At 73.4% G+C, this 12,713-nt stretch carries 10 protein-coding genes; 6 read left to right on the top strand and 4 right to left on the bottom strand.

Annotation, left to right across the window (positions count from 1 at the left end; all coding sequences use genetic code 11):
* Positions 1 to 91: 91 nt before the first annotated feature.
* The 4 genes from ASG28_RS09140 to ASG28_RS09125 all read left to right on the top strand — a co-directional run bounded on the left by ASG28_RS09140 (position 92) and on the right by ASG28_RS09125 (position 6,607).
* The gene (locus ASG28_RS09140) at positions 92 to 1,696 is read left to right on the top strand and encodes a long-chain-fatty-acid--CoA ligase (RefSeq protein WP_055974279.1); all 1,605 of its coding nucleotides are present in this window, start codon (positions 92 to 94) and stop codon (positions 1,694 to 1,696) included.
* 157 nt (positions 1,697 to 1,853) lie between these two features.
* The gene (locus ASG28_RS09135; RefSeq protein WP_055974276.1) at positions 1,854 to 2,978 is read left to right on the top strand and encodes a cell wall-binding repeat-containing protein; all 1,125 of its coding nucleotides are present in this window, start codon (positions 1,854 to 1,856) and stop codon (positions 2,976 to 2,978) included.
* A 423-nt stretch (positions 2,979 to 3,401) separates the two neighbouring features.
* Positions 3,402 to 4,586, top strand: a complete 1,185-nt coding sequence (locus ASG28_RS09130) for a bifunctional 2-methylcitrate synthase/citrate synthase (RefSeq protein WP_055974273.1) — start codon at positions 3,402 to 3,404, stop codon at positions 4,584 to 4,586.
* 17 nt (positions 4,587 to 4,603) lie between these two features.
* Positions 4,604 to 6,607 (top strand): thioredoxin domain-containing protein, encoded by a 2,004-nt coding sequence (locus tag ASG28_RS09125; RefSeq protein ID WP_055977389.1) that lies wholly within the window; start codon positions 4,604 to 4,606, stop codon positions 6,605 to 6,607.
* Positions 6,608 to 6,689: 82 nt separating this feature from the next.
* On the opposite strand, the gene ASG28_RS09120 is transcribed toward ASG28_RS09125, so the two are convergent.
* The 4 genes from ASG28_RS09120 to ASG28_RS09105 all read right to left on the bottom strand — a co-directional run bounded on the left by ASG28_RS09120 (position 6,690) and on the right by ASG28_RS09105 (position 10,844).
* Positions 6,690 to 7,574, bottom strand: coding sequence for a sulfurtransferase (locus tag ASG28_RS09120; protein WP_055974269.1), 885 nt, complete (start codon positions 7,572 to 7,574; stop codon positions 6,690 to 6,692).
* Positions 7,575 to 7,685: 111 nt separating this feature from the next.
* The gene (locus ASG28_RS09115; RefSeq protein WP_369814175.1) at positions 7,686 to 8,216 is read right to left on the bottom strand and encodes a CoA-binding protein; all 531 of its coding nucleotides are present in this window, start codon (positions 8,214 to 8,216) and stop codon (positions 7,686 to 7,688) included.
* Between the two features lie 42 nt (positions 8,217 to 8,258).
* On the bottom strand, positions 8,259 to 9,551 hold the full coding sequence (locus ASG28_RS09110; RefSeq protein ID WP_055974264.1) for an O-acetylhomoserine aminocarboxypropyltransferase/cysteine synthase family protein: 1,293 nt from the start codon (positions 9,549 to 9,551) through the stop codon (positions 8,259 to 8,261).
* A 96-nt stretch (positions 9,552 to 9,647) separates the two neighbouring features.
* Entirely contained in the window at positions 9,648 to 10,844 is a 1,197-nt protein-coding gene (locus ASG28_RS09105) for a glycosyltransferase (protein ID WP_055974260.1), read from the bottom strand.
* 38 nt (positions 10,845 to 10,882) lie between these two features.
* Between ASG28_RS09105 and ASG28_RS09100 the strand changes: the two genes are divergently transcribed.
* Positions 10,883 to 11,842 carry an NAD-dependent epimerase/dehydratase family protein gene (locus ASG28_RS09100; protein WP_055974257.1) on the top strand — a complete coding sequence of 320 codons (960 nt, stop codon included), beginning with the start codon at positions 10,883 to 10,885 and terminating at the stop codon, positions 11,840 to 11,842.
* Positions 11,835 to 12,671 carry an MBL fold metallo-hydrolase gene (locus ASG28_RS09095; protein ID WP_055974254.1) on the top strand — a complete coding sequence of 279 codons (837 nt, stop codon included), beginning with the start codon at positions 11,835 to 11,837 and terminating at the stop codon, positions 12,669 to 12,671. Before ASG28_RS09100 ends, ASG28_RS09095 begins: the two co-directional genes overlap by 8 nt.
* The last annotated feature ends 42 nt before the right edge of the window (positions 12,672 to 12,713 follow it).

Genomic DNA, 12,713 nt, shown 5'->3' with positions numbered 1-12,713 from the left:
GTAAGCCGCCCGGGCTGGGCGGGGGCGCGCCGGTCGTGTCGCGTCGTAGGATCGCGGCAGACTGCACGTCGACGGAGACGGAGAGACACAGATGTCATCAGCACCCAGCCCCCGAGGCCACGCCACCGCGTCGGTCGCGGCCATCCTGGCGGAGTCGGCCGCCCGGCACCCCGACGACGTCGCCGTCATCGTCGGGCCCACCTCGACCACCTACGCCGAGCTCTGGCAGCAGACGCTGGCCTACGCCGGTGCCCTCCGTGCCCGTGGCGTCGGCCCCGGCGACCGGGTCGCCATGCTCGTCCCGAACGTGGCCGACTTCCCGCGGGTCTACTACGCGACGCTCGCGCTCGGCGCGGTCGCCGTGCCTGTGCACGCCCTCCTGAAACGACACGAGATCGAGTACGTGTTGCGGGACAGCGGCTCCCGCCTGCTCGTCTGCGCCGCGCCGCTGCTCGGCGAAGGAGGTGCGGGAGGGCAGCTGGCCGGGGTCGACGTCCTGACCGTGCTCGCGCCTCCTGCCGGCGACGCGCCCCAGGCAGATGCGGCCGACGGCGCCGTGCCCGCGCCCGACCGCCTGGAAGACCTCGCCGCGGCCGCCGAACCGCTCGACACCTACGTTCCCCGCGACCCGTTCGACACCGCCACGATCCTCTACACGAGCGGGACCACCGGCCAGCCCAAGGGCGCCGAGGGGTCGCACCTCGCGCTGATCGAGCAGGTCAACACCAACCTGATGACGACGTTCGACATGCACCGGGGCGACGTGCTGCTCGGTGCGCTGCCGCTGTTCCACACCTTCGGGCAGACCTGCACGATGAACACCGGGTTCCGGGTCGGCGCGACCATCGTCATGCTGCCGAGGTTCGACGGCGACGCCGCGCTCGCCGCCATGGTCGAACACGGCTGCGAGGTGTTCATGGGCGTGCCCACGATGTACATGGCCCTCATCGCCGCCGCCACCCGCAGCGAGGCGCGTCCGCCGTTGCGCTACGCCGTCTCGGGCGGGGCCTCGCTGCCGCTCGCGGTGCTCGAGAAGTTCCAGCAGGTGTACGACGCACCGATCCACGAGGGCTACGGCCTGACCGAGACCTCGCCCGTCGCGACCTTCAACCACGTCGGGGTGCCGCCGCGACCCGGGACCATCGGCACACCGATCTGGGGCGTCGACGTCGAGATCGCCGACCAGCACGTCGAGGACTCGATCGTGCTGCTGCCGCACGGCGAGATCGGCGAGCTCGTCATCCGTGGTCACAACCTGATGAACGGCTACCTCAACCGTCCCGACGACACCGCGAAGGCGATCGTCGACGGCTGGTTCCGCACGGGCGACCTCGGCACGAAGGACGACGACGGCTACCTGACGATCGTCGACCGCACGAAGGACATGATCATCCGCAACGGCTACAACGTGTACCCGCGGCAGGTCGAAGAGGTACTCGCGCTGCACCCCGACGTCACGATGGCAGCCGTCTTCGGCGTGCCGCACGAGCTGCACGGGCAAGAGATCGAGGCGGCCGTCGTCCTGCGCGACGGCGCCACGGCGACGCCCGACGAGTTGGTCGCGTTCGTGGCCGACGAGATCGCGGCCTACAAGTTCCCCCGCGTCGTCCACGTCCTCGACGCCCTGCCCCTCGGCCCCAGCGGCAAGGTGCTCAAGCGCGAGCTCGTCGACCGCTTCTCGGCGGCCCCTGCCTGAGCCGACGGAGGGGCCGCGACGCCCCGTCGACCGCGGCCCGGGGGCACCCCCCGGACGGGGATCACCAGGACGGGGGCTGCCCGGACGGGGGCTGCCGGGCGCACGATCGGGCTTCTAGCCTCACAGCAGAACCTCAGCCCGATCGGACAGGACCCCCGTGAACTCTTACATCACCCGTGCCCTCGGCGTGACCGCCGCCGTCGGTGGCATCGTCGCCCTGAGCCTGGCCGGCGTCACGGCGGCGACCGCCGACCCCGCTTCCGGGTCCTTCTCCGAGGCCGACACGAGCACCGCCGCCGCAGCACCCGTCCTCGACCGTTACCAGGGGGCCGACCGCTTCGCGACAGCCGCCGACATCGCCGGCCGGGCGTACCCGGACGGCGCCGGCACGGTCATCGTCGCGAACGGCCTGCTGTTCCCCGACGCGCTGAGCGCCGCTCCGGCCGCCGCGCGGATCAAGGCGCCGCTCCTCCTGACGGCTCCGACCTCCCTCCCGTCGTCGGTGGCCGACCGCCTCGTCGCCCTCAAGCCGCGGAACGTCGTCGTCATCGGGGGCGTCAACGCCGTGTCGCCCGCCGTCGCCACCCAGATCACCAAGCTCACCGGAGCGACGGTCGAACGTGTCCAGGGTGCCGACCGCTACGCGACCTCCCGGGCCGTCGTCGACGCGTTCTTCGCCGAGACCGGCGTCTACCGGGCCTTCGTCGCCTCGGGCCAGAACTTCCCCGACGCGATCAGCGCCAGCGCCGCGGCTGGCGCGGGCAGCACCGACTCGACCGGTGCGCCGGACGCGGTCGTCCTCGTCCCGGGCTCGGCGGAGCATCTGGACCAGGCCACGTCGACCTTGCTCGACGACCTCCAGGTCGAGACCGTCGCCGTCGTCGGTGGATCGCTGGCGGTCTCGGACGGCATCTTCGGGGATCTGGAGGCGCAGTTCCCCGGCAACATCGCCCTGCTCGCAGGCAGCGACCGGTACGAGACGTCGGCCTTCGTCGCGTTCTTCGCGTTCAGCGACGCGGAGGCCGTGAACCCCCGCGACGACGACTCGGGCACCGTGTACCTCGCATCTGGTCAGAACTTCCCAGACGCGCTCTCGATCGCCGCGGTGGCCGGTGCCGAGAAGTCGCCCGTGCTCCTCACCGCGCCCGGCTGCACGAACTACTACGCCGAGGACCTCATCGCAGGCCTCGCGTCCGAGAAGGTCGTCACGATCGGCGGCCCGGCGGCCGTCTCCGAGAACGCGGCGACGTTGAACTACTGCCCACGCCCGCCCGTCGGCTGACCCGCTCGCCGGCCGGTCCTTCCGTCGGTAACACCGCAGGATGATCGCCATCGTGCTCGCCGTGCTCCTCCGGGGCACGACGGGCACGGTGGCGTTTCCTCTTCCCGTCGGCGTGAGCCCGCCGGCCATCGGTGCCGCGACGCCGTACCGTCTCCGCCGTACCGCCCGAGCGGGTGCTCGACCCGTGATGGCGACGGCGTCCCCTCGAAGCTCGGTGGTGGTCGGTGAGCGCAGTCCATGACGTGGCCGGGTCGGCCTGCTCGCAGGGGCCGACGTCGAGTCGGTCGTGCTGACGCGACCCGTCCGCCCCTCCCGTCCGGAGGCGCCCGCCACCTAGAGTGGAACCTCGACGGTCGTGACGGGGCTCTGGCCCCCGCACGTCCGGCCCGTCCCGGCGGGCCCGTCTCATCACGAAGGAGTGACATGAGCGACACCATCACCGCACCCGCCCCGGCCGCCTCCGACGGCCCCGAGATCCACAAGGGCCTGGCCGGCGTCACGGTCGACCGGACGGCGGTCTCGAAGGTCGACGCGGCCAGCAACTCGCTGCTCTACCGCGGCTATCCGGTGCAGCAGCTCTCCGCCGAGCGGGACGTCGAGGACGTCGCCTGGCTGCTGCTGCACGGCGAGCTGCCCACCGCCGACGAGCGGAGCGACTTCGACGCCGAACTCCGCGCGCACCGCGCGCTCGCCCCCGGGCTGCAGCACCTGATCGACCTCATCCCGACCTCGGCCCACCCGATGGACGTCGTGCGCACCGCGGTCAGCGCCATCGGGGCCGCCCGGCCCGAACCGACGACGGGTGCGGGCGCCTACGACGTCGCGGACACGCGTCGACTGGCCACGCACCTGTTCGCCGTGCTGCCCGCCGTCATCGCCTACGACCAGCGGCGCCGCCACGACCTGCCGCCGGTGCCGCCGCGCGACGACCTCGGCTACAGCGCCGACTTCCTGCACCAGGTGTTCGACCGCGAGCCCGACGCGCTCGACGTCGACGCGTTCGACACGTCGATGACCCTCTACGCCGAGCACTCGTTCAACGCCTCGACCTTCACCGCGCGGGTGATCGCCTCGACGCTGTCCGACCTGCACTCGTCGATCGTCGGCGCGATCGGGGCCCTCAAGGGCCCGTTGCACGGCGGCGCCAACGAGGCCGCGCTCGAGCTGCTCGACCGCGTCGGACCGGCCGACGGCGCGGTGGCGTGGCTCGACGACGCGTTCGCCCGCAAGGAGAAGATCATGGGCTTCGGCCACCGGGTCTACAAGAACGGCGACAGCCGCGTGCCCACGATGGAGGACGCCCTCGGCCGCCTCGTCGACCGGGCCCGCGAGCAGGGCGACGACCGGGTCGACGGGCTCAAGGAGACCTACGACGTCGTCGCCGCGACGGTGTTCGAGCGCAAGGGGCTGAAGCCGAACGTCGACTACCCGTCCGGGCTGGCGTACCACCTGATGGGCTTCGAGACGTCCGTCTTCACGCCGCTCTTCGTCGCGTCGCGCGTCCTCGGCTGGAGCGCCCACGTCATCGAGCAGCGCGAGGCCAACTCGCTGATCCGCCCGCTGAGCGAGTACGACGGCGCACCCCTGAGGGACGTCCCCGCGCGCTGACGCCTACCGTGGCCCGCATGCCGAACCAGCTGCGAGACGCCGTCAGTCCCTACCTCAGGTCGCACGCCGACAACCCGGTCGAGTGGCGCGCCTGGGGGCCGGGGCCGTTCGCCGAGGCCGTCGAGCGAGACGTGCCCGTGATGGTCTCGATCGGCTACTCGACCTGCCACTGGTGCCACGTCATGGCGCGCGAGAGCTTCTCCGACCCCGAGGTCGCGGCCCAGCTCTCGGCCGGGTTCGTCTCGGTCAAGGTCGACCGCGAGGAGCACCCCGACGTCGACTCGAGCTACCTCGCCGCCGCCTCGGCCTTCACCGAGGGACTCGGCTGGCCGCTGACCGTCTTCGTCACGCCCGAGGGTCGGCCCTTCTACGCCGGCACGTACTTCCCGCCGGTGCCCGTGCAGGGTCGACCGTCGTTCCGACAGGTGCTCGACGCCGTCACGGACGCCTGGACCACCAGGCGGACCGAGGTCGACGCCACCGCCTCGGCGGTGCAGGAGGCGCTGGCTGCGGGACCCGCGTCGGTCACCGGCACCGCGCCTCCTGGTCCCGGTACCGGGGTCGCCCTGCCGGGGCGCCCCGAGCTCGCCCACGCCGTCGCCCGGCTCGCCGCCCACGAGGACCGCGAGCACGGCGGCTTCGGCGGGGCCCCGAAGTTCCCGACGGCGCCGGCCCAGCTCGCGTTGCTCGCCCTCGGCGCCGGGGGAGACGACGGCGCGCTCGAACTGGTGTCGCGGACGCTCACGCGGATGGCCGCGTCGCCGCTGCGCGACCCGGTCGAGGGCGGGTTCTTCCGGTACGCGGTCCGGCGCGACTGGTCCGAGCCGCACTACGAGCGCATGCTCTACGACAACGCCCAGCTGCTGCTCGCCTACTCGCGGCTGGCGGTGCTCGACGCGGGACCGGACGCCGCTGCCGCCCCGGGTGCCGACGCCCCGGGTGCCGACGCCACGTCGGGCACCGCGCCGACGTCGGCAACTCAGGAGATCGACACGCATCCTGCCCGGATCGCCGCCGGGGTCGCCGATTTCCTGAGTTCCCGACTGCGCACGGCCGACGGGGCCTTCGGCTCGGCGCAGGACAGCGAGAGCACCATCGACGGCGTCCGCGACGAGGGCGGCTACTACCGACGGGACGCCGCAGGTCGGGCCGCCCTCGACCCGCCGCCCGTCGACGACAAGGTGCTCACGGGCTGGAACGGCCTGGCGATCGCGGCGCTCGCCGAGGCGGGGGCGCGACACGTCCGGCCCGAGTGGGTCGAGACCGCGCGGGGCGCGGCCGACCTGTTGCTCGCGCGTCACGTGACGGACGACGGTCGACTGCTGCGCGCCTCCGTGGGGTCGACCGTGTCGGACGCCATGGCGACCCTCGAGGACCACGGCCTGTTCGCGTCCGGCCTGCTGGCCCTGTCGCTGGCGACGGGCGAGGCCCGGTACGCGGTCGCCGCCCGGTCGTTCGTCGAGGCCTGCCTGCTCGACGACGCCGACCCGAGGATCGTCGCGGCGCCCTCGGGCGGTGACCCGGTGCTCGTCTCGCAGGGCGTGGCCCTGTCGAGCGACCCGAGCGAGGGGGCCTACCCGTCGGGACGCAGTGCGGTCGCGGCGGCCGCGCTCACGCTGCACCAGCTCACCGGGGAGGCGCGCTACCGGTCCGTCGCCGAGCGGCTCGTCGCCGAGGTGGCCGGTTCGGCCCTCGACAACCCGCTCGCGTACGGTGCCGCCTTCGGGCTGCTCGTCGAGCTCGAGGCCCCTCTGACGCAGCTGGTCGTGGTCGAGCCGTCACGGGCGGACCGCCCCGACGGTGACCTCGCCCGGCGGGCGCGAGGTCTCGTCCGCCCCGGGAGCGTCGTCGCCGTGCTGGACGAGGAGGCGCTGGTCGCCTTCGAACACGCGGGTTTCGAGTTGTTCGCGGGTCGCTCGGCCCCCGGGCGCGTGCCCACCGCGTACCTGTGCCGCGACTTCGTCTGCCGACTGCCGGTCACGACCGTCGACGACCTCGACGGGCTGCTGCTCGCGGGCTGACCGCCCGAGCGCGTCGGGCGGCGTCTCGGGCGGGACATCGGCCGGGGGACGCCCCGGGGACACCCGGAGGACGCCCGGGGGCTCAGGCGGCGGCGGGCAGGAGCGGCGCCGCCGGATCGGCGACCCACTCGGAGAGCGAGCCGTCGTAAACCGAGACGCCAGACCGTCCGAGGACCGCGAGGGCGAGAGCGTCGACGCTGGCCGAGACGCCCGTGGCGCAGTACACGACCGTGCGTGGCTCGTCGGGGACGACGGCGAGACGGTCGCGCAACACGGGGTCGCGGGCCAGCGTGCCGTCGTCGGCCAGCAGGGTCTCGGCCGGCACGTTGACGCTGCCGGGGATGTGCCCGGCACGGGGCAGCCGGCTCGACGTCCCGTCGAACTCGTCGCGGGGTGAGCCGGAGACGAGGGCCGCTCGTTCGTCGCCGGCGAGGACGGACTCGACGAAGGCCTTGTCGACCCAGTGCTCGGGGCGTTCGGTCGCGGCGAACCGTGCCGGCAGGGGGTCGGTGCGACCCAGGTCGTAGGGCTTGCCGCGGGCGAGCCACTGCGACCACCCGCCGTCGAGCACCGCCACGGCGTCGTGTCCGTAGGCGTGGAACAGCCACCACAGGCGAGACGCCCAGCGGCCGTCGACGGTGTCGTAGACCACGACGGTGCTGTCGTTCGAGACGCCCAGGGCGGCGACCGCGGCCTGGAAACGTGCGGCGCCGGGACGGGTGAAGGGCAGGTCGGAGTCGGGGTCGCTGAACTCCGCGACCAGATCGGCCAGGACCGCCCCGGGGACGTGCCCGTCGCGCTCGAACCCGTCACGACCGGTGGCGTACGCGACGGACGCGTGGTCGGTGTCGCCGTCGAGCCCGAGGTCGACGAGCACGGTCGCGTCGACGATCGTCAGGTCGTCGGCGCCGAGGTGGTCGGCCAACCACTGCGCGGAGACGACGGGTGATGTGAGGACGGGGGCCATGCGGGCCACGGTAACGCCCACCGGTGACATCGCCCGGTGAGTCCGCAATGAAGCGTCACAGGGGCTGCGGTGCAGCGACCCCGGGCGACGGCACAGGCCCGGTCGGTCGTCTCAGCGACCGGCCTTCTTGGCGGTGATCACCCCGGTGTCGAAGCCCATCAGGTTCAGGCCGCCGTTGAACCGGGCGTGCTCGACCTTCATGCAGCGGTCCATCACGACGGTCAGACCCTGCTCTTCGCCGTGGCGGGCGGCCTCTTCGTTGTAGATGCCCAACTGCACCCAGATGGTCTTCGCCCCGATCGCGAGCACCTCGTCGACCACCGACGGGATGTCGGCGGCCTTGCGGAACACGTCGACGATGTCGGGCACCTCGGGCAGGGAGGCCAGATCGGGGTAGGCCTTCTGACCGAGGATCGTGTCGGCGCGGGGGTTGACGAAGTAGACGCGCAGGTCGGTGGACTGCTGCAGGTACGTGCCGACGAACGAGCTGGACCGGCTCGGGTTCGGCGAGGCGCCGACGACGGCGACGCTCTTCGCCGACCGCAGGATGGCCTGGCGCTCGCGGGCCGACGGCCCGACCCACGTGCGCTGTGACTTGAGCAGCTTGGCGAGGGGTGACGACGAGGGCAGCTCGCAGGTCAGCCCGTTGGTCAGCTGCGTGGTGACGGTGTCGGTCACGTCGGGTCACTCGCCTTTCGTCGCCGCGGCCAGCGCCTGGTCGAGGTCGTGGATGATGTCGTCGGGGTCTTCGATGCCGACGCTGATGCGCACCGAGCCGGGTAGCACGCCCGCGTCGACGAGCTGCTGCTCGCTGAGCTGGGCGTGGGTGGTCGAGCCCGGGTGGATGACGAGCGTCTTCGCGTCGCCGATGTTGGCGAGGTGACTGGCGAGCTCGACCGACTCGATGAAGGTCTTGCCGGCCGGACGACCGCCCTTCAGTTCGAAGGTGAAGACCGAGCCGGGGCCCTTCGGCAGGTACTTCGCCGCACGGTCGTGGTGCGGGTGCCCGGGCAGCCCGGCCCAGCGGACGCGCTCGATGCGCGGGTCGGCGTCGAGCCACTCGGCGACCTGGCGGGCGTTGTCGACGTGGGCCTGCATGCGGAACGGCAGGGTCTCGACGCCCTGGGCGAGCAGGAAGGCCGAGTGCGGAGCGAGGGCCGGCCCGATGTCGCGCAGCTGCTCGGCGCGCAACCGGGTGAGGAAGGCGTACTCGCCGAAGTTGCCCGACCAGTTCAGCCCGCCGTAGCTCGGCACGGCCTGGTCGAAGAGCGGGAAGCGCTCACTGTCCCACTCGAAGCGGCCGGACTCGACGACGACGCCGCCGAGGGTGGTGCCGTGCCCGCCGAGGAACTTCGTGGCCGAGTGCACGACGACGTCGGCACCCCACTCGATCGGCCGGTTGAGGTAGGGCGTGGCGATGGTCGAGTCGACGATCAACGGCAGGCCGTGCGCGTGGGCGACGTCGGCGAGGCCCTCGAGGTCGGCGACCTCGCCGGACGGGTTGGCGACCGTCTCGACGAACACCAGCTTCGTCTCGGGTCGGATCGCGGCGGCGTAGTCCGCCGGGTCGGAGGACTGCACGAAGGTCGTCTCGACGCCGAAGCGACGCAGCGTGACGTCGAGCTGGGTGATCGACCCGCCGTAGAGGTTCGCGCTGGCGACGATGTGGTCGCCCGCGCCGGCCAGCGAGGCGAAGGTGACGAACTGGGCGCTGAGCCCGCTCGCCGTGGCGACGGCGCCGAGGCCCCCCTCAAGGCTGGCGACGCGCTCCTCGAAGGAGGCGGTGGTCGGGTTGGCGAGGCGGCTGTAGATGTTGCCGTACTTCTGCAGGGCGAACCGCGCCGCGGCGTCGTCCGTGTCGTCGAACACGAAGGCGCTGGTCTGGTAGATGGGCAGCGCCCGCGCTCCCGTCGCCGCGTCGGGGATGTTGCCCGCGTGGATCGCCCGCGTGCGGAAGCCGTACTCACGATCTGCCATGCCCCCACGCTAGCCGCTGGGCGTCACGCGGGGACCCGGGACGTCACACGGCGGAACACGGCCGACCCGCGCCTCCTGCGGGGGAGGAGTCGTCCGTCAGCCGCCGGCGACGACCCGGGCGTAGACCTCGAGGGCGTCGTCGACGTGCTGCGCCGCGCGGTCGCGTTCGGCCACCATGACGGCGCTCGCCGCCCCGACGGCATCCGGTTCGCGCAGCAGCCGACGGACCTCGTCGACGATGCCCTCGACGTCGGGCGTCGGCGTGGGGAAGCCGCCACCGGGCGGCACCACCTCGGCGAGGTCGGGGTCGCAGTACAGGACGGGCAGTCCCGTCGCCATCGCCTCGAGCATGACCATGGGCTGGTTGTCGAAGTCGACCGAGCTCGAGACGAGCAGGTGGCTGCGGCGCATGGCGGCGAGCACCTCGGCGTGCGGCACGGCTCCGTGCAGCGTCACGGGCCCGCCCAGGCGCTCGAGCGCCCGCCGCTCGGTGCCGTCGCCGTAGACGTCGACCCGCACGGCCGACCCGAGTCGGCGCGCGGCCTCGACCAGCGCCGCGGGCCTCTTCTCGCGCGAGAGCCGTCCCACCCAGACGACGGTCACCGTCTCGCCGGGGACGAGGAGGCGCGGTGCGGGTTCGCCGATCGCCGCCAGCACCGAGGGCTGGAGTCCGTTCGAGGACACGCTGACCGGGGTCGTCACGCCCTGGTCGACGAGCTTGCGCGCGAAGTGGGCGGAGGGGACGAAGACGTGGGCGCTCGCCCGGGACTGGGCGAGCATGAGCCGCCACATCCGGCGGGCCGAGACGGTCGCCGTGTAGGGCGAACCGGGCTCGACCCGGAGCCCCCGCCGGCTCACGTGCCGGGCGTGGAGGGCGCCGAGCAGGGCCGTGGTCACCGAGGGCAGGGGCAGGGCGTGAGCCGTGTAGACGTCGACCCGGCCGTGCATCGTGTGGACGACGGGCAGACCGAGCGACCGGGCCGCCGTGATGGCGCCGAGCGCGGCGAACATCTCGGAGTGCGTGTGCACCACCTCGATGCGGCGGTTTACGAACTCGCGGCGCAGCCGGTCGGCGACGCGGCGCGGCGACCAGGCGAACGGGTAGCCGTCGGGGCGGAACCACCTCGCCACCGGCAGCGCGACCACCCGGGCGTCGTCGGACGGCGCGGCCAGCGGGCAGAACACCGTGACCTCGTGACCGGCGGCCGTCAGGGCCTCGGCGAGCGCCTTCACCGCGGTCTGCACCCCGCCGAGCGTGGGCGGGTAGTAGTCGGTCACGAGAGCGATGCGCACGGTCCGATCCTAGGGACCGATCCGTCTAGCATTCGGGCATGGACTCCTACCTCGTCACCGGTGCCAGCGGGTTCGTGGGGGGTCACGTCGTCCGCGACCTGCGCCGCCGCGGCCACGACGTCGTCGCGGCGGGCCGGCGGGCCGACCGTCTGCCGACCGGGGGCGAGACGTTCGTGGGCGACCTCGACGACCTGGCCCGCGCCTCCCACCGGGTCGACGTCGTCGTGCACTGCGCGGCGCTCTCGTCGCCGTGGGGTCGACGGGCCGAGTTCGAACACGCCAACGTTGCCGGCACCGCCCGGGTGCTCGACTTCGCCCGGCGGGTGGGCGCGCGGCGTCTCGTGCACCTGTCGTCGCCGGGGATCTACGCGGCTCCCCGCGACCGGGTGGGCATCCGCGAGGACGAGGTCGACGCGCGACGCCCGATGAACGAGTACATCCGCTCGAAGCTCGCGGCCGAGGCGTTGTTGTCGGCCGCCGCCGCCCGGTCGGACGCACCCGAGATCGTCGTCCTCCGGCCGAGGGGCATCGTCGGCCCGGGCGACCCGAGCCTCGTCCCGCGCCTGCTGCGCGTCCACGCCCGGGTCGGGGTGCCGCTGATGCAGGGCGGACGCGGGCTCGTCGACCTGACGTCGGTCGAGAACGTCGCGCTCGCCGTCCGGTTGGCGGCCACGGCCGAGGGGGTGCACGGCGAGGCGTTCAACGTCACGAACGGCGACCCCCGGCCGTTCGGAGAGGTCCTCGAGCAGCTGCTGCGCGGTCTCGGCCTGCCCCTGCGGGGCCGTCCCGTCCCGGCGCGGGCCGCCTACGCCCTCGCCGGCGCGCTCGAGGGCGTCTGCTCGGTGCTGCCGGGTCGCCCCGAGCCGCCGATGACCCGCTACACCGTCACGACCATCGCGCACTCCCAGACCCTGGACATCTCGAAGGCGCGGCGACTGCTCGGCTACGAGCCCGAGGTGACCCTCGACGAGAGCCTCGCGGGGTACGCGCGTGCCTGACGCCGCCGCGCCCGGGGCCGACATGCCCGGGGGCTACGCGCCCGGGGCCGACGCGCCCGCCCCGGCGACGACCCGCCTCGAGTACTTCGCCTGCGGCGAGACCAGCCACGACATGGGCCTGTTGACGCGCGGTGGCGTCCGGGGCCGACGGGTCTTCCCGTCGGGGGCGTTCCTCTGGACGTCCGCCACCCGGCGGGTCCTCTTCGACACCGGCTACGCCCCGCTGCCCTGGCGGGCCGGGCCCGCGGCCTGGGCCTACCGGCGCCTCCTGCCGCCGACCGTGCCCGCCGGTGCCACGATCGCCGAGCAGGTCGACCCCGCCACCGTCACCCACGTCGTGCTGTCGCACCTGCACCCCGACCACGTCGGGGGCCTGCGGTCCTTCCCGCACGCGACGCTCGTCCTCAGCGAGGGAGTGGCCCGCACCCTCGGCAGGCCGCGGCTGCGCGACGGTGTGCTGCGTCGGCTGCTGCCCGACGGGTTCGACGTCGACCGGGCGACGGTGGTGTCGGACTTCGCCGACGGGCCGTTCGGGCTGCGCGTCGCCGACCCCTTCGACGACGACCGCTACCTGCTCGTCGACCTGCCGGGTCACGCCCGGGGTCACCTCGGAGCCCTCGTCGAGGGGCGGGTCGTGCTCGCCGGCGACGCGGCCTGGGGACGTGACCTGCTGGGCCACGAGGCCCGCCTCCGTGCCGTGCCCCGCCTGGTGGCCCACGACGGTGTCGCGCAGGCCCGCACGGCCCGGTCGCTCCTGACGGCCGAACGGTCCGGCGCGCGGCTGCTGCTCGCCCACGACCCGCATCCGACCCGGACGGACCTACTCTGAGGAGCGCACCGGCGGGGGCCCGGCGCGTGTCGACACGAGGGG

The sequence above is a fragment of the Frigoribacterium sp. Leaf415 genome (assembly GCF_001424645.1).
Taxonomy (GTDB): domain Bacteria; phylum Actinomycetota; class Actinomycetes; order Actinomycetales; family Microbacteriaceae; genus Frigoribacterium.
This window is presented reverse-complemented; position numbering and strand designations above follow the sequence as displayed.

Coding starts and splice junctions, on each gene's coding strand:
- ASG28_RS09130 (WP_055974273.1), top strand. CDS start 3,402: ATGAGCGACACCATCACCGCACCCGCCCCGGCCGCCTCCGACGGCCCC.
- ASG28_RS09125 (WP_055977389.1), top strand. CDS start 4,604: ATGCCGAACCAGCTGCGAGACGCCGTCAGTCCCTACCTCAGGTCGCAC.
- ASG28_RS09110 (WP_055974264.1), bottom strand. CDS start 9,551: ATGGCAGATCGTGAGTACGGCTTCCGCACGCGGGCGATCCACGCGGGC.
- ASG28_RS09120 (WP_055974269.1), bottom strand. CDS start 7,574: ATGGCCCCCGTCCTCACATCACCCGTCGTCTCCGCGCAGTGGTTGGCC.
- ASG28_RS09140 (WP_055974279.1), top strand. CDS start 92: ATGTCATCAGCACCCAGCCCCCGAGGCCACGCCACCGCGTCGGTCGCG.
- ASG28_RS09100 (WP_055974257.1), top strand. CDS start 10,883: ATGGACTCCTACCTCGTCACCGGTGCCAGCGGGTTCGTGGGGGGTCAC.